This is a genomic window from Streptomyces sp. NPDC031379 (assembly GCF_055569615.1).
Genome location: NZ_JBVIIT010000023.1, coordinates 99,095 through 125,204, shown reverse-complemented (window position 1 = coordinate 125,204; position 26,110 = coordinate 99,095). Strand labels below are relative to the sequence as shown.

Genomic DNA, 26,110 nt, shown 5'->3' with positions numbered 1-26,110 from the left:
CCGCCGACGGCGCCCGCACCGCCTCCACCCGGCCCCCGACGCACCCGTCAGGAGGCGAGGACGCACGCGTCAGGCGCCGAGCCGGGGCGCCTCGGCGCGCGCGTCCACCGGCCCGCGCCCCTGGTCCACGCGCCCGGCCAGCTCCCGAGCCCACCGGGAGAGTCCGGGGAGGTCCATCCCGTACGGCCGGTCCTCGCCCCGCTGCGCCGCCCACTCCTCGACCGCGCCCGCGCCGCGCCGCAGCAGACGCGCCCCGCCGACGCTGTTGCCGCGTGCCGCGTGGGTGAGCCCGACGGCCAGCTGGGCCAGCCCCCGCCACAGCGTGCGCTCGTGCTGCGGGCCCGACTTCCAGGCGTCCTCGAACACCTCGTGCGCGTGGAACGGCTTCCCCGCGTCCAGCAGCGCCTGTGCCTCGGCGACCGTCTCCCGCGGCGCCCGCGCGACCCCCTCCGGCTGCCGCTCGACGCCCTCCGTGCCGTAGGGGAGCGGTCGGCCGAGCCCGTCCCGGGGCCGCGCGCTGCGAGCCCGCCCTGCCACGTCCCGGTCCCTGCCGTCCGATGCGCCCGCGTTCGTCATACGGCCGATTCTCCCCGTACCGCCCGGTGCCCTCTTCGGGGCACCCCCGGACGTGGGGTAAAGTTCTGTTCGCGCGATCACGCGGGTCACCGCGAGTGAGTGCATCGGGACGTGGCGCAGCTTGGTAGCGCACTTGACTGGGGGTCAAGGGGTCGCAGGTTCAAATCCTGTCGTCCCGACTTGCGACAACAGGTCAGGGGGCCACGGCGCGGCCGGTCACCGGGGAGATCCTGCCGGCGCACAGACCTTTGCCCGCCAGTGTCCGGGCGATGCGCGGGATGGCGGCCAGGGTGTTGGCCGGCCATTCGTGCATGAGGATGATCTGGCCGCCTGACAGCCGGGACACGGCCTGCACGATCGCGTCGGTGCTCGCGCCGTTCCAGTCCTGCGAGTCCACGTCCCAGATGACCTGCGTCAGGCCGTACTTGGCCTCCACCGCCTGGACGGTGGCGTTGGTCTCGCCGTACGGGGGGCGGAACAGCTTGGGCGTACCGCCGCCGGCCGCGGCGATCGCCTGCTGGGTGCGGGAGATCTCCGCGTCGACCTGTGCCTGGCTCTGCTGGGTCAGATGCGGGTGGCTGTAGCTGTGGTTGCCGATCCACATGCCGGCGTTGATCTCGGCCCGGACCTGAGCCGGGTAGGCGGCCGCGAACTGGCCCTCGTTGAACATCGTGGCCCGCAGGCCGTTCTGCCTCAGGGCGTTGAGGAGGGCAGGGGTGTGGTCGTTGGACGGGCCGTCGTCGAACGTCAGCCCGACGTACCCGTAGCAGGCGGCGGCGTGCGCCGGGGCGGCGTCGACGACGGACGTGACGGTGCTCGCCACGGCCGTCGCGGCGACGGCCACTCCGGTCAGCAGGTGGCGGGGTGCGGCGCGCATGCGGGTGGTCCTCCTTGTGTGGGGTGTGACCGCGGTGGGGGGATCGGGCGGAAGGGGACGGTCACCCGCTGACGGTGATGTTGGAGTAGCCGCTGCTCTGGTATCCCTCGGTGGCGAGGATCATGTAGTAGCTGAAGCTGCCCAGCCGCATGCCGTAGCGGGCCCAGGCGTCGAAGTGGTTGCCGGTGGTGATGGTGCCGCCGGTCCTCTTGGACTGCCGGACGCTCCAGTACTGGTTGAAGGTCTTGGTGCCTTCCACGGAGGGGGCGTTGTACCGCGTCGTCTGGTAGACGTCGTACGTGCCGCCGTCGCTGGTGACGGTGCCCTTGTACGTTCCGGTGGGCCGGTAGGTGCCCCAGTTGTCGACGATGTAGTACTCCACGAGCGGGTTCGAGGTCCAGCCGTACAGAGCCAGGTAGCCGTTGCCGGACGGGCTGAAGCTGCCCGAGTACTGCACGTTCCTGCGGCCGCCGTTGCTCCAGCCCTTGCCCGCGACGAAGTTCCCGCAGTTCGTCCACGAGGTGCTGTAGTTGCCGCCGGAGTTCAGGGTCATCGAGACCGACCCGCCGCCGTCGGTCCAGAAGGAGTAGTAGAAGCCGTTGTTGGTGCCGGTCTGGTTGGTGGTGATGGTCGTGGCGGCGTGGGCGGTGCCGGGCAGCAGCAGCCCGGACGCGGACGTGACCAGCGCCAGGGCGCCGGCACGGTTGATGAAGCCCCTGCGGCTCATCGGGCGGGAGAGGGCGTTGTCCATGTCCATGCTTCCTCCTGGGTGAAGGCCGGCGGGCACGCGAAGGATTGTCATGTACGCGCCACAGGTGAGGGCGAAGGCGTCCCGGCCGGGGGAGGTGCTCGATTGCTGGAGAGTATGCGCCCGCGCCGAAACGGCGGTCAATGCGTCGGTTTCCGAAACATCCTCGAAACTGAACGGGGATTATTGGGGCAGTAGATCGAAACTTTCGCCTTAGCTCTATGTAACTGGCCGGAATAGCCCAGTTGTAGAGGGTTGCGGAGAGGCGGCATGTGATTGACGTTCCGCAGCACTCGTAGAGCGATTCGAAACTTTCAAGACGGGTGTTTCAGTCGACCGTGGGCGGTGCTGTGCTCTGCCGTATCACCAGGTGCGTGGCCAGTTCGATGCGCAGCGCGGCCTTCTTGGGGTCCGTGGGCCGCAGCAGCATCCGGGCCGCCTCCTCGGCCATGCGCTGGAGCGGCTGCTGCACCGTGGTCAGCGGCGGACTCGACCAGCGGGCCGGCGGCACGTCGTCGAACCCCACCACCGACAGCTCCCCGGGCACGCTCAGGCCCAGCACCCGTGCCGCCTCCAGGACGCCCAGCGCCTGCAGGTCGCTCCCGGCGAAGATCGCCGTCGGGCGGTCGGGCCGCCGCAGCAGGTCCATGGCGTGCTCGAAGCCGCCCTGGACGTGGAAGTCGCCGAAGCGCATCAGGCCCGGGTCCGGTTCGTGACCCGCCATCGCCATCGCCGAGCGGTATCCGTCCAGGCGGGCCAGCGAGCACATCAGATCCTCGGGGCCCGTGATGATGGCGACGCGCTCGTGTCCCTGATCGGTCAGGTGGCGCGTGGCGGCCACTCCTCCGGCCCAGTTGGCCGAACCGACGGACGGGACGTCGGGGTCGGGATCGCCCGCCGGATCCACGATGACGAAGGGAATGGCCCGGGAGCGCAGCTGCCTCTTCACGTCCTCCGGCACCGTGGAGAAGACCAGGAGCACGCCCAGGGGCCGGCGGCGCAGAACTCCTCCGATCCACTCGGGTCCGGGGGCCTGCCGGGTCCCGCTCTCGGTGAGCGCCACGGTCGCGCCGTTCCGCTTGGCGACGTTCTCCACGCCGCGGATGAGTTCCATCGCCCACACGCTCTCGAGTTCGTGGAAGACGATCTCGATGAGCGGGGCCTGCGGCGGTCCCGGGGTGCGCCGGCGGTAGCCGTGTACCTCCAGAAGGCGCTCGACCTTGGCTCGGGTGGCCGGCGCGACATCCGAACGACCGTTGAGAACTTTCGAAACTGTCGGAAGGGAGACGCCGGCCTCCCTGGCCACGACTGCCAAGGTGACTCTGTGACCGACCTGGGCTTCTTCGCGCATGGCCGCAGCATAGGCCACTGTGGCCGGTAACGGTTTGGCCGCGTAGGTGCACGACCGTTGACCTTGCCTTCCCTCTGCTCCTACTGTCCAGCGCGTGACTTTCGGTCTGAGAGCCGAAACATTCGAAGGGTGGATGATCATGCGTGCACGGATACCCCGGGTGCTCGCCTGCGGCGCGACGGTCGCGCTGGCGGCGAGTCTCACCGCCTGCGGGAACGGAAGCGGCGCGGGTTCCTCGAACGACGGCAAGATCCACGTGCTGGTCTACGGGGACGCCAGCAACAAGGTCGAGAAACAGATCGTCGAGACCTTCAACAAGACGTCGGACGTCAAGGCCGTTCTCGACACCATTCCCGGCGCCGACTACCAGCAGAAGCTGCAGACGATCATCAACACTCCGCAAGCGCCCGACATCTTCTTCAACTGGGGCGGCGGCAGCATCCAGCCGTTCGTCAAGGCCGGGCTGCTGATGCCGCTGGACGACTTCGTCAAGAAGGACCCGAACCTCGACGACAAGTTCCTGCCCAGCGTCTACAACAGCGCCGTCGTCGACGGAAAGCCCTACGGCATCCCCATGCGCGGCACGCAGCCGGTGCTGCTGTTCCACAACCAGAACGTGCTGGACAAGGCGGACGTGAAGCAGCCCCAGACCTGGGACCAGCTCCTCGACGCCGTCAGGAAGCTCAAGTCCGAGGACGTCACGCCCATCGCGCTCGGCGGCGGCGACCAGTGGCCGACGCTGATGTGGTTCGAGTACGTCTACGACCGCGTCGCCGGCCCGGAGTTGTTCCGCAAGGCCCTGAGCGGCGACAAGGAGGCCTGGGCGAGCGCGGACAGCAAGAAGGCGCTCGGCATGCTGAAGGAACTGGTCGACACCGGCGCCTTCGGCAAGAACTACGACTCGGTGAAGTACACCAACGGCGCCTCGCCCGCGCTGGTGGCCCAGGGCAAGGCCGGCTTCGAGCTGATGGGCTCCTGGTACTACGCACAACAGCAGCAGGACGCCAAGGACTTCGCCGCCAAGGGTCTCGGATACGGCACGTTCCCGACCATCCCCGGCGGTAAGGGCGACCCGACCGACGTCGTCGGCAACACCAACAACTTCTACTCGGTGCTGAAGAAGACCAAGCACCCCGAGGCGGTCGCCGAGTTCCTGAAGCTGATGTACTCCGACGAGTTCGTCAAGGCCCAGCTGGCCATCGGCAACCTGCCCACGACCACGAACACCCCGCGGTTCCTCGACACCTCGGCCAGCCCCACGTACTCGCGCTTCCAGTACGACCTCGTAGCCAAGGCCAAGTCCTTCCAGCTGTCGTGGGACCAGGCGTACCCGCCGTCCGCCATCACGCCGATCCACCAGGCCGTCCAGCAGTTCTTCAACGGGCAGCTCGACACGGACGGCTTCATCGAGGCCATGCAGGCCCTCCCGACCGAATGAACCGCTCATGACCACACAGATCACGAGCGCTCCGCCCACCGCCGCGGCCCCCGGGAAGGCCCGGCGGCGGCCGGAGGACTCCTACGCCGCCCACGGCACGCGCCCGGGCTTCCTCTGGGCGCTGCCCGCCACCCTCTTCTTCGCCCTCTTCGCCCTCGCCCCGCTGATCATGGTCGCGGTGCTGTCCTTCATGAGCTGGAACGGCCTGGGCTCACCCCGGTTCGTGGGGATGGACAACTGGCAGCGCATCCTCGACGACCCCGTGATGATCAAGAGCATCTGGCTCACCCTGCTGCTCACCGCCCTGGGCGTGGCCCTCCAGACCCCGCTGAGCATCGTGCTCGGCGTATGGGCCGCCGGACAGCAGCGCAACCGGGCCGTGCTGTCGGCGATCTACTTCGTCCCGCTGCTGCTGTCCGCCACCGCCGTCTCGGTGCTCTGGCGGGCGCTGCTCGACCCGAACTTCGGCATCCCCGCGCGGATGACCTGGCTCTTCGGGGACGGCAACCTGTTCGGCGAACAGGCTCCGGCCATCGGAGTGCTCGCCTTCGTCAGCACCTGGCAGTTCACACCGTTCCACACCCTCATCTACCAGGGCGCCGCCCGGGCGATCCCGCCGGTGCTGTACCAGGCGGCGGCGATCGACGGCGCGGGACGCTACCGCCAGTTCTTCCACATCACCCTGCCGCAGCTGCGCAATGCGGTCATCACCTCGATGATCCTGATGATCGTCGGCGGGCTCACCACCTTCGAGACGGTGCTCATCCTCACCCAGGGCGGACCGGGCACCGACACCACGATCAGCGCCTACTACATGTACCAGAAGGCGTTCAAGGGCTTCGACTTCGGAGCCGGCTCGGCCATCGCCCTCTGCCTGGTCGTCGCGGCCACGATCGTCTCGCTGATCGTCGTCCGCGTCTCGGGCTACGACAAGATGCGCAGCTCCATGGAGGGTGTGTCATGAGGCGCCGCCCCAACTACCTGGCCGGAGCCGGCTCGATCGTCTGGCTCGTCCTGGTGGGCCTGCCGCTGTACGTGATGCTCGCCGCTACCCTGCGCTCCCGGCAGGACTACGCGAAGAACGGCCCGCTGTCCTTCCCGGGCGACTTCACCCTCGACAACTACACCGGGGCGTTCGACTCGGGCTTCGGCCGGTACTTCCTCAACACCATCGTCGTCACCGTCTGCGTCGTCGGCGTGGTGCTGCTGCTGGTACCGCCCCTGGCCTACGCGATCGTCCGCAGCCGCAGCCGCGTCACCTCACAGATCTTCCGGCTGTTCCTGCTGGGCCTCGCCATCCCCGCCCAGGCCGTCATCGTCCCGATGTTCTACCTGATCAGCGAGGCGGGACTGTACGACAACCTGCTCGGAGTCATCCTGCCCACCGCCGCGTTCTGCCTGCCGATGTCGGCGCTCATCCTCAGCGGGGCCATGCGCGACATCTCCCCGGAGCTGTTCGAGGCCATGACGGTGGACGGAGCTAGCCCGCGGCGGATGTTCTTCCAGCTCGTCGTCCCGCTCACCCGCGGCGGCCTGTCCACGATCGTGGTGTTCTCCGCGCTCCAGGCCTGGAACGGCTTCCTGTTCCCGCTCGTCCTGACCCAGTCCGACTCGACCAAGGTGATCACCCTGGGTCTGTACAACTTCCAGACCGAACACGGCATCGACATCCCCGGCCTGCTGGGAGCCGTGACGCTGTCCATGGTGCCCGTCCTGCTCGTCTACCTGTTCGCACGCCGGGCCCTCGTCCAGGGCCTGATGGGCATGGGAGGAAAGTGACCGCCAACGTGGCCGTAGAGACCACCCCCGAAATCCCCCTCTGGAACGACCCGACCCAGGACATCGGCACCCGGGTGTCCGCGCTCATCGACGCGATGACCCTGGAGGAGAAGACCGCCCAGCTGTACGGCGTGTGGGTCGGCGCGTCCGACGAGGGCGGCGAAGTCGCCCCGCACCAGCACGACATGGAGGACGCCGTCGACCTCGACGCGCTCCTGCCGGCCGGCCTCGGCCAGCTGACCCGCCCCTTCGGTACGGCGCCCGTCGACCCCGCGCTCGGCGCGCTCTCCCTGCTGCGCACCCAGACACGGATCGCAGCCGCGAACCGCTTCGGCATTCCCGCCCTGGCGCACGAGGAGTGCCTGGCCGGGTTCGCCACCTGGGGCGCCACCGCCTACCCGGTCCCGCTGTCCTGGGGAGCCACCTTCGACCCCGGCCTGATCCGCCGGATGGCCGCCGCCATCGGCCGCGACATGCGGTCCGTCGGCGTCCACCAGGGCCTCGCGCCCGTCCTGGACGTGGTGCGGGACGCCCGCTGGGGGCGCGTCGAGGAGGCCATCGGGGAGGACCCCTGCCTCGTCGGCAGCATCGGCACCGCCTACGTCCAGGGGCTGCAGTCCGCCGGCGTCGTCGCCACCCTGAAACACTTCGCCGGGTACTCCGCGTCCCGCGCCGGCCGCAACCTCGCACCCGTCGGCATGGGCCCGCGCGAGCGCGCGGACATCCTCCTGCCCCCCTTCGAGATGGCCGTGCGCGAAGGCGCGGCCGACTCGGTCATGCACGCCTACACCGACACCGACGGGATGCCCTCGGCAGCCGACGAGGACCTCCTCACCGGGCTGCTGCGCGACACCTGGGGCTTCGAGGGCACGGTCGTCGCCGACTACTTCGGCATCGCCTTCCTCAAGACCCTCCACGGCCTCGCCGGCGACTGGGCCGAAGCCGCCGGAGCGGCCCTGCGCGCGGGCGTCGACGTGGAACTGCCCACCGTCAAGACGTTCGGCGCGCCCCTCGCCGAAGCCGTCGCCGCCGGCCGGGTACCGGAGGCGCTCGTCGACCGCGCTCTGCGCCGCGTGCTCGTCCAGAAGGCGCGGCTCGGCCTGCTCGACGCGGACTGGGACCCGGTCCCGGCCGCACTCGGGGGAGCGGACCTGGACGACCCCGACACCCTGCGCGGCACCGTCGACCTGGACACCACCGAGAACCGGGAGCTGGCCCGGACCGTCGCGGAGGAAGCCGTCGTCCTACTGGCCAACGACGGCACCCTGCCGCTCGGCCGGCCGCGCCGCATCGCCCTGATCGGCCCCAACGCCACCGAACCCACGGCCGTTCTGGGCTGCTACTCCTTCCCCCAGCACGTCGGCGTCCACCACCCGCAGACACCGCCCGGCATCGACCTGCCCACACTGCAGGACGCCCTCGGGCGCGAGTTCCCCGACGCGGAACTCACCGTCGCACGCGGCACCGGAGTCGACGACGGCGACCTGTTCGGCATCGCCGAGGCCGTCACCGTGGCACGCCGGGCCGACGTCGTCGTCGTGGCTCTCGGTGACCGCGCCGGCCTCTTCGGCCGGGGGACCAGCGGCGAGGGCTGCGACGCCGAGTCCCTGGCGCTGCCCGGCGCCCAGCAGCGCCTGCTCGACGCGCTGCTCGACACCGGCACACCGGTGGTGGCGGTCCTGCTGGCCGGCCGGCCCTATGCGCTCGGGCGCGCAGCGGACGAGGCCGCCGCGATCGTGCAGTCCTTCTTCCCCGGGGTGGAGGGCACCGGTGCCATCGCCGGCGTGCTGAGCGGCCGGACCGACCCGTCCGGGCGGCTGCCCGTCAGCGTGCCCCGCGGTGCGGGCGGCCAGCCCGCCACCTACCTCGGTGCCCGGCTCGCCCAGGCCAGCGACGTGTCCAACATCGATCCCACGGCGGCCTTCGCGTTCGGCCACGGCCTGTCCTACACGTCCTTCGACTGGAGCGACCTGACGGTCGGCCGGCCGGAGGCGGACACCGGCGGCGAGTTCACCCTCGCCTTCACGGTGCGCAACACGGGGGAGCGGCACGGCACCGAAGTCGTACAGCTCTATCTGCACGACCCCGTCGCCTCCGTGGTCCAGCCGGTGCAGCGTCTCGTCGGCTACGCGCGGGTCCCGCTGGCCCCGGGCGAGAGGCGCCGCCTGCGGGTGACCGTGCCGGCCGACCTGGCCTCCTTCACCGGCCGCGACGGGCGGCGGGTGGTCGAGCCGGGCGAGCTTCAGCTGCGTCTGGCGGCGTCCAGCACCGACGTCCGCCTGACGGCGACGGTCACCCTCACCGGGCCCGAACGCCCGGTGGACCACACCCGCAGATTCCAGGCGCGCTTCGAGCAGGAGGCGGTGAGCCCGGCACCGGCGCACCCGCACCCCGCTGCCTGACCCACGCCGCGCCGCCGGCCCCGGATGCGCCCCACCGGTGTGCGCGGGCCCCCACGACCGGGCCGGCCGCCCCGGCGTCCGGCGCCGTCAGCCGCGCTCCACGGTGACGGTCACCGGGCTGTCCGGTGCGGCCAGGACCCAGGCGCGGCCGGCGCTCCGGCGCACGACGGTCGCCTCGCCGTCGGCCGTGACCCGCCAGGTGCCCGGCGGCACGGACAGTTCCGTCAGCCGGGAGCCGTGGGGTGCCGCGCGGTAGACCAGCCGGTACACGCCCGGCCCCGCGTCGTACGAGGCGGAGCCGACCGTGCCCGCGACGGTCTCCGCGTACGGTTCGGCGGTCAGCTCCTTGTTGGCGCGGAAGGCGCCGTCGTCGTCGACCGCGCAGTACCCGCCGCCGTAGCACCACACATAGCCCGCCCAGCCGGAGGCGTAGCGGCCCAGGGAGGCCATCGCGTCACGGTAGAAGCGGCTCATGTTCGGCAGCGCGCTGTTCAGCGGACCCCACTCGCCGATCACGACCGGGACCCGGTACCGCTTCGGGTACTCGGTGACGGCCCGCTCGTACGCCTCGATCCAGCCGGCCCCGGGATCGTAGTCGGAGCCCGCCTCCATGGCGCCGTTGTAGAAGTGCGGCGCGTACACGACCCGCGGATCGTCGATGCGGCCGAGGCCGGTCGGTACGCCCTCGCCCACGATCGGGGTGGGTTCCACGAACACCCAGGCGTCCCGGTCGACCGAACGGACCGCGTCCGCCAGGCGGTTGTACATCGGCGTGAGCCGGTCACGTTCGATCCGGCGCGCGGCGGTCGCCAGGTCCTCCCCCCGGCGCAGCTCGCCCATCGGCTCGTTGATCAGGTCGTAGCCGAGCACGGCCGGATGGCGGGCGAAGCGGCCGGCGAGCGTCCGCCACATCCGGGCCTGGGCGCCTCGGAGGTCCCGGTCCGTGTAGAGATGGGTGAAGGCGCGCTGCACGGCGGGTTCGAAGTACTCGGCGAACCAGTCCTCCGGATGCGCGGTGAACGGCAGTCCGTCGGTCCGGGTCGCCCACTCGGGTATGCCGCGGTGGCCGAAGGCCGGCCCGAAGACGTCCTGGTGGGCGTCGATGAGCACCTTCACGTCGTGGCGCGCGGCCCAGTCCAGGACGCGCTCGATCCGGCGCAGGTAGCTCCGGCTGTACCGGCCCGGGCTCGGCTCCAGGTCGTCCCAGAAGACCAGCAGCCGGGCGAAGTCGAAGCCCTTGGCCCGCATGTCGCGCAGATGGCGTTCGGTGATGCCGGACAGGGCCTCGTCGCCCCGGTGCGTCTTGTCCTCGATGTTCCAGCCGTGCAGGGTCAGGACCCGCCCGTGCCGGTCGGTGAGCCGGGGTACGCCCTGCCCGGTCTCCTCGGCGTGGGCGGTGGCGGGGGCAAGCAGCGCGGCGACCATCGCGCCCGCCGTCAGGATCGCTCGCAGCACAGGAACCTCCGGGCCGACGGTGTTCGTGGTGCCGCGCATCCCACCAGCAGCCGCGCCACACTTCAAGTGCCTTGACTTGAAGAGCACTTCAAGCTGAAGACTCCCCTGCCATCAGCCGTGAACGGGAGGACCCAGCATGAAGTACCGCACGATCGGATCGGATCCGGCGACCCGCCGCGAGGTGAGCGTGCTCGCGCTCGGCGCGATGCTGTTCGGGTCGCGTACCGATGAGAGGACCTCCTTCGCCGTCCTCGACCGCTATGTCGAGGCCGGCGGGAACTTCATCGACACCTCCGACAACTACGCCTTCTGGGAGGACGGCAGCCAGGGCGGCCAGAGCGAGGAACTGCTCGGGCGGTGGCGGCGCAGCCGGGGCACAGGGGACGAGATCGTCATCGCCACCAAGCTCGGTGCCCGCCCGCTCGCCCCCGGCACCCGTTACACCGACAACCCCGAGGGCCTGTCCGCGAAGGTCATCCGGGAGTCGGCCGAACGCAGCCGGGAACGGCTCGGCGTGGACCGTCTGGACCTGCTGTACGCGCACATCGAGGACCCCGCCGTGCCGCTGCGGGAGACCGTCGAGGGCTTCGCCGCGCTGGTCGCCGAGGGCACCGTCGGCCTGCTCGGCGTCAGCAACCACGCCGTGTGGCGGGTGGAGCGGGCCCGTGCCCTCGCGGCGGCGGCGGGGCTGCCCGGCTACGAGGTGCTCCAGTACCGGCACAGTCACCTGCGTCCGCGCACGGACGTGCCGAGCGAGCTGTTCCCCGACGGCAGCCTCGGTGGCGCCGACGCCCAGATCCTGAGCTACCTGCGGGCGGAACCGGGCCTGACTCTCGTCGCCTACTCACCGCTGCTCGCCGGCGCCTACACCCGTGCCGACAAGCCGCTCCCGCCCGACTACGAGCACCCCGGCACCCCGGCCCGCCTCGCGGTGCTGCGCGAGGTGGCGCGGGAGACCGGGGCCACCGTCAACCAAGTGGTGCTCGCCTGGCAGTTGGGCGGGCCACTGCCCGTCGTACCGCTCGCCGGGGCGTCCTCGGTGGCCCAGCTCGAGGAGAACCTCGCCGCAGTGGACCTGGACCTCACCGAGGAGCAGCGGACCCGGCTGAACGCGGCTCACTGACCGCGCGGCTCCCGCACCACGGCGACGTCGCCCGGCGCGACCGTGACCGTGCCGGACGTGTCCTTGCCGGTGAGCAGTTCCGTGGAGCCAGGCGGGACGGGGAGTTCGGCGCCCTTTCCGGAGTGGTCGATGACGAAGAGGTAGTCCGCCTCGGGACCGCGCCGGCGGACCACCTCCACGCCGGGCGGGGCGGTCCGCACCGGCTCCACGCCCGCCTCCCCCCGGATCCGGTCCAGCAGCGCGGTCAGGGCGGCCGGGTCGGGCAGCGTGGCCAGGTACCAGGCGGCCCCGGGGCCGTGGGCGCGCCGCGTCACCGCCGCAACCCCGGCCAGCGGGCCGTCGGCGTACGTGGCGACCGCCTCGGCGCCCTCCAGCCGCAGCCGCTCCGACCACAGCGTGCCCGTCGCCCCGTCCGGCACGGCGCCGCTCAACGCGGCCGGCTCGCCGGGCAGCAGCGGGAACGGCTCGTCGGAGCGGACGCCCAGCACCTCGCGGAAGGCACCCGGGTAACCTCCCAGGCGCACATGGCAGTTCTCGTCCACGGCCCCGCTGTGGAAGCCGACGGCGAGCGTGCCGCCCCGCTCGGCGTACGCCGAGAGGTTCGCCGCGCCCGCGTCGTCCACCAGATACAGGCTCGGGGCCAGCACCAGCCGGTACGCCGACAGGTCCGCGTCCGGCGCCACGAAGTCCACGGCCACCCCGGCCCGCCACAGCGGCTCGTACCAGGCCCGGACCAGGTCCAGGCAGCGCAGCTCGGCGCTCGGCTGGGAGGGCAGCTCCAGGGCCCAGCGGGCGTCCCAGTCCCAGACGATCGCCACCTCGGCCGGGGACGTGCTGCCGCGCACCTGGGCCAGCGCCTTCAGGTCGGCGCCGAGGCGCACCACGTCCTGCCAGATCCGGCTGTCCGTCCCGGCGTGCGGCACCATCGCCGAGTGCCACTGCTCGGCGCCCGCCTTCGACTGCCGCCACTGGAAGTAGGCGATCCCGTCCGCGCCGCGTGCCACGTGCGCGAGCGCGTTGCGCCGCAACTCGCCCGGGAGCTTCGCCCGGTTGACGGGCTGCCAGTTCACCGCGCCGGTGGAGTGCTCCATCAGCAGCCACGGGCCGCCCGCCAGCGAGCGGGTCAGGTCGCCGCTCAGCGCGATGTCGATCTGTGACTCGGGGTCGGTGGAGATCAGGTAGTGGTCGTTGGAGACGATGTCCAGCTCCGGAGCCCAGCGCCGGTAGTCGAGGGCGTCGAAGGTGGCCATCACCATGAAGTTGGTGGTGGCGGGGATCGCGGGCGCCGCCGCCCGGAGTACGTCCCGTTCCGCCGTGCACAGTGACAGCAGTTCGTCGGAGCAGAAGCGGCGCCAGTCCAGCTGGTGCGTCGGGTTGGGTACGGCGCCGGTGGCGCGCGGCGGCAGGATCTCCTCCCAGTCGTGGTACCACTGGCTCCAGAAGGTGGTGCCCCAGGCGTGGTTGAGGGCCGCGAGGTCGTCGCCGTGGCGGGCCCGCAGCCAGCGGCGGAAGGCGGCCGCGCTGGTGTCGCAGTAGCAGGCGGCGTTGTGGCAGCCGTACTCGTTGTGGACGTGCCACATGGCGACGGCCGGGTGGTCCGCGTAGCGCTCGGCGAGCGCGCCCGCGATGCGCAGGGCGGCCTCCCGGTAGGCGGGGCTGGACGGACAGAACGTCTGGCGGCTGCCGTAGGACAGGGTACGGCCGTCCCGGTCGGTCGGCAGCGCCTCCGGATGGGCCCGGAAGAACCAGGCCGGAGGCGCCGCCGTGGGCGTGGCGAGGTCGGCCGCGATGCCGTTGTCGTGCAGCAGGCCGAGGATCCTGTCCAGGCGCGAGAAGTCGTACACGCCCTCGGACGGCTCCAGCAGCGCCCAGGAGAAGATGCCGACACTGACGAGGTTCACGCCGGCCTCGCGCATCAGGCGCATGTCCTCGGCCCACACCTCCTCGGGCCACTGCTCGGGGTTGTAGTCGCCGCCGTAGGCGAGGCCGGGGACGGACAAAGTGCGGTTCACGGGGTTCTCTTTCACAGGCTCAGCCCTTGCTGGAGCCGAGGGTCAGGCCGCTGACGAACTGGCGCTGGAGCGCGAAGTAGACGATCAGCGTCGGGATCGCGGTCAGCAGGGCCCCGGCGGCGACCAGGTTGGGGTCGGTGAAGTACTGGCCGGAGAGGTTGTTCAGGGCCGAGGTGACCGGCATGTTCTCACCGGTCGAGATCAGCACCAGCGCCCAGAAGAAGTCGTTGTAGATCCAGATCGACAACAGGGTCGCGAGGGCCGCCATCGCCGGCTTGCACAGCGGCAGCGTGATCTGCCAGTACAGCCGCCACACCGAGGCGCCGTCGACGAGCGCGGCCTCGGTCAGCTCGTGCGGCAGCGAGCGCATGTAGTTGCTCAGCACGAACGCGCAGAAGCCGGACTGGAACGCCACATGGATGAGGACCAGGCCGAGCGCGGAGTCGTACAGCTTGCCGCTGGCCGTGATGCCCGGCAGGTCGGTGAGCAGGTACAGCCGGTACAACGGGGTGATGATGACCTGCTGCGGCAGCAGGTTGCCGGCCGTGAAGACCAGCAGCAGGGCGAGGTTGAGGCGGAAGTCGAACCGGCTCACGTAGAAGGCGACGCAGGAGGACAGGAACAGCGTCAGCAGCACGGCCGGGATCGCGATGATCAGCGTGTTGCCGAAGTAGTGCAGCATGTCCGACTGCTCGAAGGCGTTCGTGAAGTTGTCCAGGCTCAGCTTGTCCGGCCAGGACACGTACCCCTTGGTGCTGGTCTCGCTGTAGGGGCGCAGGGCCGAGAAGACCGCCCACAGCAGGGGCGCCAGCCACGCCAGGGCCGTACCCGCGAGGAAGACGTGCAGCAGGACCCGGGCGGGGCGGACCGGGGCGCGCCGCTTCAGCGGGAGAGTGGTGCCGCTCATGCGCGCCGCTCCTTCCGGAAGGTGGCGATCAGGTACGGGATGATCACCACGAGCGAGATGACCAGCAGGACGACGGCGATGGCGGAGCCGTAACCGATGCGGCTGGACTCGCCGATGATGTTGTTGGTCACCAGGATCGACAGCAACTCGGTGCCCTGGGCGCCCTTGTTGAAGACGAAGACCAGGTCGAAGGCGCGCAGCGCCTCGATGATGGTGACGACCAGGACGACCGTGTTGGTCGGGCGCAGGGTGGGGAAGATGACGTTCTTGAACGTCTGCCACTCGTTGGCGCCGTCCAGCGCGGAGGCCTCCCGCAGCGAGGGGTCGACGCTCTTCAGGCCCGCCAGGTAGAGGATCATCATGTAGCCGGTGTGCCGCCACGACGCGGCGATGAGAACGGCCCACAGGTTGAGGTCGGGGTCACCGATCCAGTCGATGTAGTGGCCCGGCTCGTTGGCGCCGATGATGCTGTTGATCAGGCCTGTGTCCGGGTTGTAGACCAGCTGCCAGACGAAGCCGATGCAGGCCATCGAGATGACGACCGGCAGGAAGAACGCGGTCTGGTAGACCCGGCTGAACCGGATCCGCTTGTCCAGCTGCACGGCCAGGAACAGGCCGAACGGCGTCGGGATCAGGATCAGCACCACGAACCAGATGACGTTGTGCTGGACGGCCGGCCAGAACTGCGGGTTGTCGCTGAAGAGTTGGGTGAAATTGTCCAGGCCCACCCATGTGATCGAGTCGAACCCGATGCCGTCCCAGGTGGTGAAGGCGAGGAGGATCGAGGCGATGGCGGTGACCCAGACCAGGGCCACGTGCAGGATGGTGGGCACACCCGCCATCACGGCGAGCGTGAGCCGGTCACGGCGGGTCAGCAGGCGCCGGTGGCCCTGCGTACCCCGCTTCTGCTCGGGCGCGGTGCCCGGAGGCGGCACGGCGGCCGCCTCCGGGCTCTTCGTCGTCGTATCCGTCGTCATGGGGCTGCTCACGAGGACGCGAAGATCGTCTTCTTCTGGCGTTCGATGGACGACAGCAGGCCGTCCACGCCCTTGGGGTTCTGGATGAACTTCTGCAGCGCCGGCTGCATCACCGTGGCGGTGAAGTCCGGGCGGCTGTCGCGGTCCATGAACTGGGTGAGGCTCTTGGCGCCGCTGATCATCGTGTACGCCTTCTTCTGCAACGCGGTGTACGAGGAAGTGTCGGCCTTGCTGGAGGCGGCCACCACGCTCGGGTCCGACTTCAGGTAGAGCGCCTCGGCCTCGGGGGAGCCGAGGTACTCCAGCAGCTTCACCACGCCGGCGTGGTTCTTCGGGGACTTGCTGACCATGAACCCGTCGGTGGGCGCCTCGACGGTGTCCTGGCCGTACGCGGAGTTCATCTCCGGGAAGGCGAAGAAGTCCAGGTCCTCGACATCGGCCTGGTCGGTGAACTGCTGTGCCACGAAGGAGCCCAGGAGGTACATCCCGGACTTCTTCGCCACCAGTGTCTGCGCGGCGTCCTGCCAGGTCCGGCCCATCGCGCCGTCCTGGTGGTAGGGGAGCAGCTCGCTCCAGTGGTCGAAGACGGCCTTCACCTTGGAGTCGGTCCAGGAGGCCTTGCCCGCCATCAGCTCGACGTGGAAGTCATAGCCGTTGAGGCGGAAGTTGATCTGGTCGAAGGTGCCCATCGCCGGCCAGGCGTCCTTGTCGCCGAAGGCGATCGGGACCAGCCCGTCCTTCTTCATCTGCTTGCACAGGGCGACCAACTGGTCCCAGGTGGTGGGGACTTCGTAGCCGTGCTGCTGGAAGACGCTCTTGCGGTAGAAGATCGCCCACGGGTAGGTGTACAGGGGAACGAAATAGTACTTGCCGTCCTGGCCCTTGCTCAGCTTCTTCATCGCGTCGGGGAAGTTGTCCCCGATCTTCGCCCACACGTCGTCGATGGGCGTGGCCAGCTTCTTCGCCGCGAAGAACTGCATGCGGTACCCGGCGAACCAGTGGAACACGTCGTCCGGCGTGCCCTGCAGATAGGAATTGATCTGCTCCTGGAAGGTGTTGTGGTCCTTCGTGTTCACGTCGACCGTGAGGCCCGACTGCTTCTTGAAGGCCGCGTAGATGTCGGCGAAGGCCTTCTTCGGCACGGCGTCGGAGGCGTTGGAGCCGAGGGTGACGGTCTTCGGGTCGGAGGAGGAACCGCTGCCTCCGCAGGCGGAGAGCAGGGGTATGCCGGCACCGGCGAGCAGGGCGGTACCGCCCGCTCCGCGCAGCAGCGAACGACGACTGGGACCCGGGACGGAAAGACCGGAGGGGGAGAGGCGCATGGCGGCTCCTGAGGCATACAGGGTTCGGCCAAGGGGTGAGTTGATCACCGAAAGGTTCTCGAAACCGCTCAGAAACCAACTCGACCGAACATCGTGGGCGTAATAACAGCCCCATGTCCGCTCATGAGTCAATAGGTGCGGTCGTACTGGGGGGTCTCTTGCCCGAAACGTAATCGTCATCGCCACCTGCGCTGTTGTTGAACGGCTCAGGCTCTGGCCGGCAGCTGGAAGTCGCCCGTCGACTCCAGCCGCTGCGTGCGGAGTTCGAGCAGGGGCGCGGGGCGAGAGGGGTTGCCGGTCCTCGCCACGGGGCACCTCCTTCCGGGGGCCGGAGCTGGACCTCGCCGGCGAGCGGCCGGTGCCCTTCGCGGTCGGGTGCGGTGTACTGGGCGCAGGAGCCGCACCGGCCAGGCGGGCGTGGAGAGGTGTCGATGCCCATCGTTTGTACTTACATTCGGACCTGCTTGTGAAATGATGTCTTGACAAAGTATTGACAGCGGGCTCGGCAAGGACTTGGATCCCGTCCCAACGCGACAGCGTGCCCACGCAACAGCGTCCCTCCCCGTCGCACAGTGAGGTGCAGGAAAGATGGACCGCTCTTCTCGCCCACGCTCCCGCAGACTGGCCCCCCTCGTGGCCGTGGCCGCCGCGGCAGCCCTCACCCTCGCCGGCTGCTCCAGCAGCTCCGGCGGCAAGAAGGCCGAGGAGGAAGCGGCGAACGCCTCCGCGGGCAAGGCCGACACCCCCCGGATGACCGTCGCGCTGGTCACCCACCAGGCGCCCGGCGACACCTTCTGGGACACCGTCCGCAAGGGTGCGGAGGCGGCGGCGGCCAAGGACAACATCAAGCTGGTCTACTCTGCCGACCCGAACGCGGGTACTCAGGCCAACCTGGTGCAGAACGCGATCGACCAGCACGTCGACGGCATCGCGATCACCCTGGCCAAGCCGGACGCCATGAAGGGCGTGATCGGCAAGGCGCAGCAGGCCGGCGTCCCGGTCGTCGGCCTGAACTCGGGACTGAGCGACTGGAAGAAGCTCGGTCTGCTGGAGTTCTTCGGGCAGGACGAGAGCGTGGCGGGCGAGGCGTTCGGCAAGAAGCTCAACACCACCGGCGCCAAGAAGATCGTCTGTGTGGTCCAGGAGCAGGGCAACGTCGGCCTCACCCAGCGCTGTGACGGGGTGAAGAAGACGTTCGAGGGCACCGCTGAGACCCTGTACGTGAACGGCACCGACATGCCGTCCGTGAAGTCGACCATCACGGCGAAGCTGAAGCAGGACAACTCCATCGACACCGTCGTCACCCTCGGCGCCCCGTTCGCCCTCACCGCGGTCCAGTCCGTGGGCGACGCCGGCAGCAAGGCCGAGGTGGCCACCTTCGACCTCAACAAGGACCTGGTCAAGGCCGTCCAGAACGGCACCATCGAGTTCGCCGTCGACCAGCAGCCCTATCTGCAGGGCTACCTCGCCGTCGACTCCCTGTGGCTCTACAAGAACAACGGCAACTACAGCGGCGGTGGTGAGCAGCCGGTGCTGACCGGCCCGGCCTTCGTCGACAAGTCCAACGTCGACAAGGTCGCCGAGTTCGCCGCGAAGGGCACCCGGTGATGAGCATGGCCCAGCAGGCAGAGCCGGCGGTGGGCAGGCCGCCGGCGTCCGGCCCCAAGGGGACCGACGGCCGCACCGCCCGGCGCCCGCTGGTGCTCCGGCTGCTGGCCCGGCCCGAGGTGGGCGTCTTCCTCGGTGCCGCCGCCGTCCTCGTCTTCTTCCTGATCGTCGCGCCCTCGGTCCGCCAGGGCAGCTCGATGGCCACGATCCTCTACCAGTCCTCGACCATCGGGATCATGGCACTGCCGGTGGCCCTGCTGATGATCGGCGGCGAGTTCGACCTCTCCGCCGGCGTCGCCGTGATCACCTCGGCGCTCGCCGCGAGCATGCTCAGCTACCAGCTGACCCTCAACGTGTGGACCGGCGTGATCGTCGCCCTGATCGTCTCCCTGGCGATCGGCTTCCTGAACGGCTGGATGGTGGTGAGAACCGGCCTGCCCAGCTTCCTGATCACCCTCGGCACCTTCCTGATCCTCCAGGGCGTGAACCTCGCCGTGACCAAGCTGGTCACCGGCAACGTCGCCACCGACGACATCAGTGACATGGACGGCTTCGACCAGGCGAAGAAGATCTTCGCCTCGTCCTTCGACGTCGGCGGTGTCCAGGTGAAGATCACCATCGTGTGGTGGCTGGTCTTCGCGGCCCTGGCCACCTGGGTGCTCCTGCGCACCAAGTACGGCAACTGGATCTTCGCGGTCGGCGGCAACAAGGAGAGCGCCCGCGCCGTCGGCGTCCCCGTGAAGTTCACCAAGATCTCCCTGTTCATGCTGGTCGGCTTCGGCGCCTGGTTCATCGGCATGCACAACCTGTTCTCGTTCAACACCGTGCAGTCCGGCGAGGGCGTCGGCCAGGAGCTGATCTACATCGCCGCGGCCGTCATCGGCGGCTGCCTGCTCACCGGCGGCTACGGCTCCGCGATCGGCCCGGTCTTCGGCGCCTTCATGTTCGGCATGGTGCAGCAGGGCATCGTCTACGCCGGCTGGAACCCCGACTGGTTCAAGGCCTTCCTCGGCGTGATGCTGCTCGGCGCCGTCCTGATCAATCTATGGGTCCAGCGCACGGCGACCCGGAGGTGACCGATGACTGACAACGGAACCGGAACCCACGGCGCCGTCCTCGCGGACTCCCCGCCCGCGGGGGAGGCCCCCCTGGTCGAACTGCGCGGCGCCGGCAAGTCCTACGGCAACATCCGCGCCCTGCACGGGGTCGACCTGCAGGTCCACGCCGGCCAGGTGACCTGCGTCCTCGGCGACAACGGCGCCGGCAAGTCCACCCTCATCAAGATCATCTCGGGGCTGCACCAGCACACCGAGGGCGAGTTCCTCGTGGACGGGCGGCCGGTGCGCTTCAGCACCCCGCGCGAAGCCCTCGACAAGGGCATCGCCACCGTCTACCAGGACCTGGCCACCGTTCCGCTCATGCCGGTGTGGCGGAACTTCTTCCTCGGCTCCGAGATGACCAAGGGCCCCTGGCCGGTCCGGCGCCTCGACATCGCCCGCATGAAGCGGACGGCCGACGAGGAACTGCGCAACATGGGCATCGTCCTGGACGACCTGGAGCAGCCCATCGGCACCCTCTCCGGCGGCCAGCGCCAGAGCGTGGCGATCGCCCGCGCCGTCCACTTCGGCGCCCGCGTCCTGATCCTGGACGAGCCGACCGCCGCCCTCGGCGTCAAGCAGTCCGGCGTGGTGCTGAAGTACATCGCAGCCGCCCGCGACCGCGGCCTCGGCGTCATCTTCATCACCCACAACCCCCACCACGCCTACATGGTCGGCGACCACTTCAGCGTGCTGCGCCTCGGCACCCTCGAACTCTCCGCCGACCGCAGCGCGGTGAGCCTCGAGGAGCTGACCAACCACATGGCCGGCGGCGCCGAACTCGCCGCGCTCAAGCACGAGCTGGCCCAGGTGCGCGGCGTCGACGTGGAGGAGCTGCCCGAGGAGAGCGACCTCACCGCCCCCGTGGCGACCTCCCCCGAAGGGACCCCCTGACATGGCGCACCCGTCCCCGCTGGACCGCATCCGGGTCGGCTCGGCCCCCGACTCCTGGGGCGTCTGGTTCCCCGACGACCCCCGCCAGGTCCCCTGGGAACGCTTCCTCGACGAGGTGTCCGAGGCCGGCTACGACTGGATCGAACTCGGCCCCTACGGCTATCTCCCCACCGATCCGGCGCGGCTGACCGAGGAGGTGGCCCGGCGGAACCTGAGGGTGTCGGCGGGCACGGTCTTCACCGGCATGCACCGCGGCCCGGCCGTCTGGGAGGAGACCTGGGCGCACGTCGGCCAGGTGGCCGCCCTCACCCAGGCGATGGGCGCCGGGCACCTGGTGGTCATCCCCTCCTTCTGGCGGGACGACAAGACCGCCGAGATCCTGGAGCCGCCGGAGCTGACCGCCGAGCAGTGGGCGCACCTGACCAAGGGCATGGAACGGCTCGGCCACGAGGTGAAGGAGACCTACGGCCTCGACCTCGTCGTACACCCGCACGCCGACACCCACATCGACACCGAGGCGCACGTCGAGCGCTTCCTTGACTCCACCGACGGCGAACTGGTCAACCTCTGCCTGGACACCGGGCACTACGCCTACTGCGGCGGGGACAGCGTCAAGCTGATCGAGACCTACGGCGAGCGGATCGGCTATCTGCACCTCAAGCAGGTCGACCCGGACGTCCTCGCCGAGGTGGTCGCGAACGAGGTGCCGTTCGGGCCCGCGGTGCAGCGCGGCGTGATGTGTGAACCGCCCTCCGGCGTACCCGCGCTGGGGCCGGTGCTGCAGGCGGCGCAGAAACTCGGCGTGGAACTGTTCGCGATCGTCGAGCAGGACATGTATCCGTGCGAGCCGGACAAGCCGCTGCCCATCGCCGTGCGCACCCGCCGTTTCCTGCGGTCCTGCGGAGCCTGAGGCGTCGCCGTCCGCGCTGGTTCCTGCGCAACCGCAGGGGATTCGGCCGGCGGATGGCCGGGAACCAACCGGACGCACGCGGGCGTGGTGAGCGATGACGGGGGATGCCCGCGCAGACGGGAGGACGAGATGACGCAGCGCCCCGAACCCCGGGAGAGCGCCCCGGACACGGACACCACCGAGGCGGCGGTCCTGCGCCGCGGCCGCTACGGCACACTGCCCGAGCGGATACAGCTGGAGGACACGGTGGAGACCAGGCCGGCGACCGCGCCGGACCCGGCGCGCGACACCTACCACCCGGACGAGTGGCTGATCCGGTACTGCGGCTGAGGCGCGTGTGCGGCGCCGGTCACCGACCGGCGCCGCACCGCGTTGTCACCGTCCCCGCACCTCCGCGAGCGTCACCGGCCGGTGCTCGTGCAGCGACCGGGTACAGGCCTCGGCGATCCAGCCCGCCTCCAGAGCGTCCTCGATCGTGCACGGGGAAGGGCGGCTGCCGGCCACGACCTCGGTGAACGCGGTGAGTTCGGCACGGTAGGCGTCGGCGAAGCGGTCCATGAAGAAGTCGTGCGGGGCGCCGGCCGGGAAGGCCGCCCCGGGCTCCACCGAGCGCAGCGGCAGCTTGTCGTCCAGGCCGACGGCGATCGAGTCCGTGAAGCCGTGCAGGTCCATGCGCACGTCGTAACCCCGGCCGTTGTGCCGTGAGTTGGAGACCGCCGCGAGCGTGCCGTCGTCCAGGGTGAGCAGCGCGCCGGTGGTGTCGGCGTCGCCGGCCGCCGCGATGTAGTCGGCGCCCCGGTTGCCGCCCACCGCGTACACCTCGGTGACCTCGCGGCCCGTCACCCAGCGGATGATGTCGAAGTCGTGCACGGAACAGTCCCGGAAGATCCCGCCGGACGCGGCGATGTACGCGGCCGGCGGCGGGGCCGGGTCCAGGGTGGTGCAGCGGACCGTGTGCAGCATGCCCAGCTCACCGGATCGCACCGCGGCCCGCGCGGCGGCGAAGCCCGCGTCGAAGCGGCGGTTGTAGCCGATCTGGATCGGGACGTCGCTGTCGCCCACGGCCTTCAGCACCTCGACGCCCTCCGCCATGGTGCGGGCCACCGGCTTCTCGCAGAACACCGGCACACCGGCCGCGACACCGGCCCGGATCAGCGCCGGATGGGCGTCGGTGGCCGCCGCGACGACGATCCCGTCCACCCCGGCCGCCAGCAGCGCCTCCGGCGAGTCCGCGACCTGGGCGCCGAACCGCTCGGCGGCGGCCACGGCGGCGTCCGCGAACGGGTCGGCGACGACGAGCGACTCGACGGCGTCCAGTCCGAAGAGGGTCTCGGCGTGGAAGGCGCCGATGCGGCCGAGGCCTAGGATTCCGATGCGCATTGCTTCGCTGCTTCCTCGTGTGTGGTTGCGGTCCGCTGCCGGGGCTCCGCCCCGGAGCCCGGTCGTCCTGCGGGCTCGTCCTCACGCCCCCCGGAGGGGGCACCCCCGGAAAGGGGCCGGTCCCTCTCAGTCCAGCCCGCCGAGCACGTTCTGGTCCCAGTCGATCACCGACCCGGTGACCACCCCCGACCGGTCGGAGAGCAGGAAGACCACGAAGTCCGCGATCTCGTCCGGCCGGCCGAGCCTGCCCATCGGCAGTCGGGCCGCGGCCCGCTCCCGCCAGTCGTCGCCGGCCCCGTGGAAGGCGCGCTGGGTGGCGTCCTCGCCCTCCGTCGCGGTCCAGCCGATGTTCAGGCCGTTGATCCGGATCCGGTCCCAGCGGTGGGCGTGCGCCGCGTTCCGGGTCAGGCCCACCAGGCCCGCCTTGGCGGTGACGTACGGCGTGAGGAACGGCTGCCCGCCGTGCGCCGACGACGTGATGATGTTGACGATCGTGCCGGGCGCCTTACGGGCCACCATGTCGGCGACCGCCGCCTGCATCGCGAAGAACGGCGCCCTGAGATTGACGGCGATGTGCGCGTCGAACAGCTCCACGGTGGTGTCCAGCAGCGTGCCGCGGGAGGTCAGCCCGGCCGAGTTCACCAGGCAGTCGATCCGGCCGTAGGCCGCCACGACCTCGGCCACCGACGCCCGGGCCTGCCCGGCGTCCGCCAGATCGGCCCGTACGAACAGCGCCTTGCCGCCGGCGGCCGTCAGCTCCGCCACCAGTGCCTCGCCCGGCTCGGGCCGGCGCCCGGTCACCGCCACCACGGCACCCTCGCGGACGGCGGCCCGCGCGACCGCGGCGCCCACCCCCTGGCTGCCGCCGTTGACCAGCACGACCTTGCCCCGCAGCAGTCCGTCGCGCAGTCCCTCGGGACGTCCCATGCCGGTCCTCAGCTCTCTCGGCGTGCGCTGCAGGCCCGGAGTTCCTCGCGCAGCCGCTCCGGCGCCCACTCCTCGCGCACCGCCCGCCGTACCAGGTCCGCCTGCGTCGGCGGAGCCAGACCGTCGACCGGCGGATCGCTGTCGAGGTTGGTGGGGAAGGGGTAGCCCTCCGCGCTCGCCGCGACGACGTTCTCCAGCCACTCCGGCGCCGCGCCCTCGGCCTTGCGCCGCAGCAGCACCGGGAACACCGCGTTCGCCAGCGCTTCCCGGTCCACCGTCTCCATCGCACGCCCGAACGCGGACGAGACCTGCAGGAGGTTGGCCGTGCGCCGCACGTGTGCCGTCCGGTTGGTGCCGGCGGCGTGGAACAGCGCCGGGTTGAAGAAGGCCGCGTCCCCCTTGGCGAGCGGGAGCTGGACGTGGTGCGCCTCGAAGTACGCCTGGAACGCGGGCAGTCGCCAGGCCAGATAGCCGGGCTCGTACAGCTGCGAGTACGGCAGGTGGAGCGTCGGACCCGATGCCACCGGCATGTCGCAGTGGGCGACCGCGCCCTGGAGGGTGAGCACGGGGGAGAGGCGGTGCACATGGGCGGGATAGGCGGCCGCCGCCGCACCGCTCAGGAAGCCCAGGTGGTAGTCCCGGTGCGCGCTCTGGCCGGCGCCGCCCGGGTTGACCACGTTGACCTGCGAGGTGACCTGATAGCCGGGACCCAGCCAGGCGGTGGAGACCAGGGCCAGGATGTCGTTCGCGTAGTAGTCGGCGAACGCCTCCGGGTCGTACAGGGCCGTCTTCTCCAGGGCGTTCCACACCCGGTCGTTGGCGCCCGGCCTGGCGAAGTGGTCGCCGGCCCTCGCGCCGGAGGCCCGCTGCTCGGCGATCAGCGCCTCGAACACCGCCGTGACCCGGTCGACCACCGACGGGTCGGGGAACGCGCCCCGCACGACGACGATCCCGGGGCCGTCGGCGAGCGCCCGCACCAGCTCGGCCCGCAGGGTGTCCCGGTCGCCGGCCGTGCGCAGCCGCTCACCCTCGTACACCAGGACGTTCTCGGTCACCGAGGCGGCGTGCGGGTAGTCCGCGAGAGCGGTCGTCCGGCCGACGAGCGCGCGGAAGGCGCCGAGATCGCAGTCCTGCTCGGTCAGCCAGGTGCGTCCGGCGGCGGAGGTGAGGGACATCGGTGTCCTTCTTTCGGGCACGGGAGCGGCGCGGCCCTGTCATTCTTGTCAGTACAAACCCATCGAACAACCAGCAGGCAGCCATCAAAAACCCCTCAAGGAGGCGGTCCGTGGGTCACCCGTTCCCGATCCGGGAGATCGCACGTCAGGCGGGACTCAGCGAGGCCACCGTGGACCGTGTGCTGAACGGCAGGGGAGGGGTGCGGGAGAGCACCGCGCAGGAGGTGCGCCGGGCCATCGCCGACCTCGACCGGCAGCGCACCCAGGTCCGGCTGGTCGGCCGGACCTTCATGGTCGACATCGTGGTGCAGGCGCCCGAGCGGTTCAGCACCGCCGTGCGCGCCGCCCTGGAGGCCGAACTGCCGTCCCTGCACCCGGCGGTGGTCCGCTCCCGCTTCCACTTCCGCGAGACCGGCCCGGTGCAGGAACAGGTCAGGACGCTGGACCGGATCGCCCGGCGCGGCTCGCAGGGCGTGATCCTCAAGGCGCCGGACGTCCCCGAGATCACCGCGGCCGTCGGCCGGCTCACCGCCGCCGGTATCCCGGTCGTCACCCTCGTCACCGACCTGCCCGGCAGCGGGCGGCTCGCCTACGTCGGCATAGACAACCGGGCGGCCGGCGCGACCGCCGCCTACCTGATGGGCCAGTGGCTCGGCGACCGGCCCGGCAACGTCCTCACCAGCCTCAGCAGCGGCTTCTTCCGCAACGAGGAGGAGCGCGAGATGGGGTTCCGGAGCGTGATGAGGGCCCGGCACCCGGAGCGGACCCTGGTCGAGATCGCCGAGGGGCACGGCCTGGACGCCACCCAGTACGACCTCGTCCGCGCCGCCCTGGCACGCGACCGGGAGATCCGGGCCGTGTACTCCATCGGCGGCGGCAACGACGCCACCCTGCGGGCCTTCGCCGACGCCGGCCGCGCGTGCGCGGTGTTCGTCGCCCACGACCTCGACCACGACAACACCCGCCTGCTGCGCGGGCACCGGCTGTCCGCGGTCCTCCACCACGATCTGCGTCAGGACATGCGCGAGGCCTGCCGTCTCGTGATGCGCGCGCACGGCGCGCTGCCCCCGGCCGGGCCGGCGCTGCCGTCCGCGATCCAGGTCGTCACGCCGTACAACCTGCCCGCCCGGACGGCCGAGTGAAGGGGACGCC

The 26,110-nt window shown here is 70.5% G+C and carries 22 protein-coding genes, 1 tRNA gene and 1 pseudogene; 12 read left to right on the top strand and 12 right to left on the bottom strand.

Annotated features, from left to right (window positions below; genetic code table 11):
* Window positions 1–69: 69 nt before the first annotated feature.
* Window positions 70–576 (bottom strand): DUF309 domain-containing protein, encoded by a 507-nt coding sequence (locus ACZ5CW_RS30110; protein WP_468606849.1) that lies wholly within the window; start codon window positions 574–576, stop codon window positions 70–72.
* A gap of 105 nt (window positions 577–681) precedes the next feature.
* Between ACZ5CW_RS30110 and ACZ5CW_RS30105 the strand changes: the two genes are divergently transcribed.
* A tRNA-Pro gene (locus ACZ5CW_RS30105) sits at window positions 682–755 on the top strand.
* Window positions 756–772: 17 nt separating this feature from the next.
* On the opposite strand, the pseudogene ACZ5CW_RS30100 reads toward ACZ5CW_RS30105, so the two are convergent.
* The 3 genes and pseudogenes from ACZ5CW_RS30100 to ACZ5CW_RS30090 form a co-directional block, all read right to left on the bottom strand.
* Window positions 773–1,453 (bottom strand): annotated as a pseudogene (locus tag ACZ5CW_RS30100) (polysaccharide deacetylase family protein); the annotation flags it as partial.
* 61 nt (window positions 1,454–1,514) lie between these two features.
* Window positions 1,515–2,210 carry a glycoside hydrolase family 11 protein gene (locus ACZ5CW_RS30095; protein WP_468606847.1) on the bottom strand — a complete coding sequence of 232 codons (696 nt, stop codon included), beginning with the start codon at window positions 2,208–2,210 and terminating at the stop codon, window positions 1,515–1,517.
* 319 nt (window positions 2,211–2,529) lie between these two features.
* Window positions 2,530–3,552 carry a LacI family DNA-binding transcriptional regulator gene (locus ACZ5CW_RS30090; RefSeq protein ID WP_468606845.1) on the bottom strand — a complete coding sequence of 341 codons (1,023 nt, stop codon included), beginning with the start codon at window positions 3,550–3,552 and terminating at the stop codon, window positions 2,530–2,532.
* A 133-nt stretch (window positions 3,553–3,685) separates the two neighbouring features.
* Here ACZ5CW_RS30090 and ACZ5CW_RS30085 point away from each other — a divergent pair, with 133 nt between their 5' ends.
* From ACZ5CW_RS30085 to ACZ5CW_RS30070, 4 genes are read left to right on the top strand one after another with little or no spacing between them, the layout of a single operon-like run.
* Window positions 3,686–4,990 (top strand): ABC transporter substrate-binding protein, encoded by a 1,305-nt coding sequence (locus ACZ5CW_RS30085; protein WP_468606843.1) that lies wholly within the window; start codon window positions 3,686–3,688, stop codon window positions 4,988–4,990.
* Window positions 4,991–4,997: 7 nt separating this feature from the next.
* The gene (locus tag ACZ5CW_RS30080) at window positions 4,998–5,954 is read left to right on the top strand and encodes a carbohydrate ABC transporter permease (protein WP_468606841.1); all 957 of its coding nucleotides are present in this window, start codon (window positions 4,998–5,000) and stop codon (window positions 5,952–5,954) included.
* Window positions 5,951–6,769, top strand: a complete 819-nt coding sequence (locus ACZ5CW_RS30075; protein WP_468606839.1) for a carbohydrate ABC transporter permease — start codon at window positions 5,951–5,953, stop codon at window positions 6,767–6,769. The genes ACZ5CW_RS30080 and ACZ5CW_RS30075 overlap by 4 nt, the downstream gene beginning before the upstream one ends.
* A complete protein-coding gene (locus tag ACZ5CW_RS30070; RefSeq protein WP_468606837.1) occupies window positions 6,766–9,171 on the top strand; it encodes a beta-xylosidase/alpha-l-arabinosidase in 2,406 nt (801 codons plus the stop codon). The genes ACZ5CW_RS30075 and ACZ5CW_RS30070 overlap by 4 nt, the downstream gene beginning before the upstream one ends.
* An 87-nt stretch (window positions 9,172–9,258) precedes the next feature.
* Here ACZ5CW_RS30070 and ACZ5CW_RS30065 read toward each other — a convergent pair whose 3' ends face one another.
* Window positions 9,259–10,665 carry a cellulase family glycosylhydrolase gene (locus tag ACZ5CW_RS30065; protein ID WP_468606835.1) on the bottom strand — a complete coding sequence of 469 codons (1,407 nt, stop codon included), beginning with the start codon at window positions 10,663–10,665 and terminating at the stop codon, window positions 9,259–9,261.
* Window positions 10,666–10,762: 97 nt separating this feature from the next.
* On the opposite strand from ACZ5CW_RS30065, the gene ACZ5CW_RS30060 reads away from it, so the two are divergent.
* Window positions 10,763–11,749 (top strand): aldo/keto reductase, encoded by a 987-nt coding sequence (locus ACZ5CW_RS30060; protein ID WP_468606833.1) that lies wholly within the window; start codon window positions 10,763–10,765, stop codon window positions 11,747–11,749.
* On the opposite strand, the gene ACZ5CW_RS30055 is transcribed toward ACZ5CW_RS30060, so the two are convergent.
* The 4 genes from ACZ5CW_RS30055 to ACZ5CW_RS30040 are packed head-to-tail and all read right to left on the bottom strand — an operon-like array spanning window position 11,743 to window position 16,967.
* On the bottom strand, window positions 11,743–13,761 hold the full coding sequence (locus ACZ5CW_RS30055) for a beta-galactosidase (RefSeq protein ID WP_468606831.1): 2,019 nt from the start codon (window positions 13,759–13,761) through the stop codon (window positions 11,743–11,745). The two genes, ACZ5CW_RS30060 and ACZ5CW_RS30055, sit on opposite strands and share 7 nt — an antisense overlap.
* Before the next feature lie 19 nt (window positions 13,762–13,780).
* The gene (locus ACZ5CW_RS30050) at window positions 13,781–14,668 is read right to left on the bottom strand and encodes a carbohydrate ABC transporter permease (protein ID WP_468606829.1); all 888 of its coding nucleotides are present in this window, start codon (window positions 14,666–14,668) and stop codon (window positions 13,781–13,783) included.
* Window positions 14,665–15,645, bottom strand: coding sequence for a carbohydrate ABC transporter permease (locus ACZ5CW_RS30045; RefSeq protein ID WP_468606827.1), 981 nt, complete (start codon window positions 15,643–15,645; stop codon window positions 14,665–14,667). The genes ACZ5CW_RS30050 and ACZ5CW_RS30045 overlap by 4 nt, the downstream gene beginning before the upstream one ends.
* A gap of 8 nt (window positions 15,646–15,653) precedes the next feature.
* Window positions 15,654–16,967 (bottom strand): ABC transporter substrate-binding protein, encoded by a 1,314-nt coding sequence (locus ACZ5CW_RS30040; protein WP_468606825.1) that lies wholly within the window; start codon window positions 16,965–16,967, stop codon window positions 15,654–15,656.
* 588 nt (window positions 16,968–17,555) lie between these two features.
* Between ACZ5CW_RS30040 and ACZ5CW_RS30035 the strand changes: the two genes are divergently transcribed.
* From ACZ5CW_RS30035 to ACZ5CW_RS30015, 5 genes are all read left to right on the top strand, one after another.
* Window positions 17,556–18,575 (top strand): sugar ABC transporter substrate-binding protein, encoded by a 1,020-nt coding sequence (locus ACZ5CW_RS30035; RefSeq protein ID WP_468606823.1) that lies wholly within the window; start codon window positions 17,556–17,558, stop codon window positions 18,573–18,575.
* A complete protein-coding gene (locus tag ACZ5CW_RS30030) occupies window positions 18,575–19,651 on the top strand; it encodes an ABC transporter permease (protein WP_468606821.1) in 1,077 nt (358 codons plus the stop codon). The genes ACZ5CW_RS30035 and ACZ5CW_RS30030 overlap by 1 nt, the downstream gene beginning before the upstream one ends.
* 3 nt (window positions 19,652–19,654) lie before the next feature.
* Complete coding sequence (locus ACZ5CW_RS30025) at window positions 19,655–20,566, top strand: ATP-binding cassette domain-containing protein (protein ID WP_468606819.1); 912 nt, start codon at window positions 19,655–19,657, stop codon at window positions 20,564–20,566.
* A gap of 1 nt (window position 20,567) precedes the next feature.
* Window positions 20,568–21,476 (top strand): sugar phosphate isomerase/epimerase family protein, encoded by a 909-nt coding sequence (locus tag ACZ5CW_RS30020; RefSeq protein ID WP_468606817.1) that lies wholly within the window; start codon window positions 20,568–20,570, stop codon window positions 21,474–21,476.
* Window positions 21,477–21,605: 129 nt separating this feature from the next.
* The gene (locus tag ACZ5CW_RS30015; RefSeq protein WP_468606815.1) at window positions 21,606–21,806 is read left to right on the top strand and encodes a hypothetical protein; all 201 of its coding nucleotides are present in this window, start codon (window positions 21,606–21,608) and stop codon (window positions 21,804–21,806) included.
* Window positions 21,807–21,851: 45 nt separating this feature from the next.
* On the opposite strand, the gene ACZ5CW_RS30010 is transcribed toward ACZ5CW_RS30015, so the two are convergent.
* From ACZ5CW_RS30010 to ACZ5CW_RS30000, 3 genes are all read right to left on the bottom strand, one after another.
* Entirely contained in the window at window positions 21,852–22,856 is a 1,005-nt protein-coding gene (locus ACZ5CW_RS30010) for a Gfo/Idh/MocA family protein (RefSeq protein WP_468606812.1), read from the bottom strand.
* A 126-nt stretch (window positions 22,857–22,982) separates the two neighbouring features.
* A complete protein-coding gene (locus tag ACZ5CW_RS30005) occupies window positions 22,983–23,783 on the bottom strand; it encodes an SDR family oxidoreductase (RefSeq protein WP_468606810.1) in 801 nt (266 codons plus the stop codon).
* An 8-nt stretch (window positions 23,784–23,791) separates the two neighbouring features.
* On the bottom strand, window positions 23,792–24,958 hold the full coding sequence (locus ACZ5CW_RS30000) for a phytanoyl-CoA dioxygenase family protein (RefSeq protein WP_468606808.1): 1,167 nt from the start codon (window positions 24,956–24,958) through the stop codon (window positions 23,792–23,794).
* A 110-nt stretch (window positions 24,959–25,068) separates the two neighbouring features.
* On the opposite strand from ACZ5CW_RS30000, the gene ACZ5CW_RS29995 reads away from it, so the two are divergent.
* Complete coding sequence (locus tag ACZ5CW_RS29995; protein ID WP_468606806.1) at window positions 25,069–26,100, top strand: LacI family DNA-binding transcriptional regulator; 1,032 nt, start codon at window positions 25,069–25,071, stop codon at window positions 26,098–26,100.
* Window positions 26,101–26,110: the final 10 nt, after the last annotated feature.

Excerpts from the sequence above, each read along its gene's own strand:
- ACZ5CW_RS30110 (WP_468606849.1), bottom strand. The coding sequence starts at position 576 with ATGACGAACGCGGGCGCATCGGACGGCAGGGACCGGGACGTGGCAGGG.
- ACZ5CW_RS30095 (WP_468606847.1), bottom strand. The coding sequence starts at position 2,210 with ATGGACATGGACAACGCCCTCTCCCGCCCGATGAGCCGCAGGGGCTTC.
- ACZ5CW_RS30090 (WP_468606845.1), bottom strand. The coding sequence starts at position 3,552 with ATGCGCGAAGAAGCCCAGGTCGGTCACAGAGTCACCTTGGCAGTCGTG.
- ACZ5CW_RS30085 (WP_468606843.1), top strand. The coding sequence starts at position 3,686 with ATGATCATGCGTGCACGGATACCCCGGGTGCTCGCCTGCGGCGCGACG.
- ACZ5CW_RS30080 (WP_468606841.1), top strand. The coding sequence starts at position 4,998 with ATGACCACACAGATCACGAGCGCTCCGCCCACCGCCGCGGCCCCCGGG.
- ACZ5CW_RS30075 (WP_468606839.1), top strand. The coding sequence starts at position 5,951 with ATGAGGCGCCGCCCCAACTACCTGGCCGGAGCCGGCTCGATCGTCTGG.
- ACZ5CW_RS30065 (WP_468606835.1), bottom strand. The coding sequence starts at position 10,665 with ATGCGCGGCACCACGAACACCGTCGGCCCGGAGGTTCCTGTGCTGCGA.
- ACZ5CW_RS30060 (WP_468606833.1), top strand. The coding sequence starts at position 10,763 with ATGAAGTACCGCACGATCGGATCGGATCCGGCGACCCGCCGCGAGGTG.
- ACZ5CW_RS30050 (WP_468606829.1), bottom strand. The coding sequence starts at position 14,668 with ATGAGCGGCACCACTCTCCCGCTGAAGCGGCGCGCCCCGGTCCGCCCC.
- ACZ5CW_RS30045 (WP_468606827.1), bottom strand. The coding sequence starts at position 15,645 with ATGACGACGGATACGACGACGAAGAGCCCGGAGGCGGCCGCCGTGCCG.
- ACZ5CW_RS30040 (WP_468606825.1), bottom strand. The coding sequence starts at position 16,967 with ATGCGCCTCTCCCCCTCCGGTCTTTCCGTCCCGGGTCCCAGTCGTCGT.
- ACZ5CW_RS30035 (WP_468606823.1), top strand. The coding sequence starts at position 17,556 with ATGGACCGCTCTTCTCGCCCACGCTCCCGCAGACTGGCCCCCCTCGTG.
- ACZ5CW_RS30030 (WP_468606821.1), top strand. The coding sequence starts at position 18,575 with ATGAGCATGGCCCAGCAGGCAGAGCCGGCGGTGGGCAGGCCGCCGGCG.
- ACZ5CW_RS30025 (WP_468606819.1), top strand. The coding sequence starts at position 19,655 with ATGACTGACAACGGAACCGGAACCCACGGCGCCGTCCTCGCGGACTCC.
- ACZ5CW_RS30020 (WP_468606817.1), top strand. The coding sequence starts at position 20,568 with ATGGCGCACCCGTCCCCGCTGGACCGCATCCGGGTCGGCTCGGCCCCC.
- ACZ5CW_RS30015 (WP_468606815.1), top strand. The coding sequence starts at position 21,606 with ATGACGCAGCGCCCCGAACCCCGGGAGAGCGCCCCGGACACGGACACC.
- ACZ5CW_RS30010 (WP_468606812.1), bottom strand. The coding sequence starts at position 22,856 with ATGCGCATCGGAATCCTAGGCCTCGGCCGCATCGGCGCCTTCCACGCC.
- ACZ5CW_RS30005 (WP_468606810.1), bottom strand. The coding sequence starts at position 23,783 with ATGGGACGTCCCGAGGGACTGCGCGACGGACTGCTGCGGGGCAAGGTC.
- ACZ5CW_RS30000 (WP_468606808.1), bottom strand. The coding sequence starts at position 24,958 with ATGTCCCTCACCTCCGCCGCCGGACGCACCTGGCTGACCGAGCAGGAC.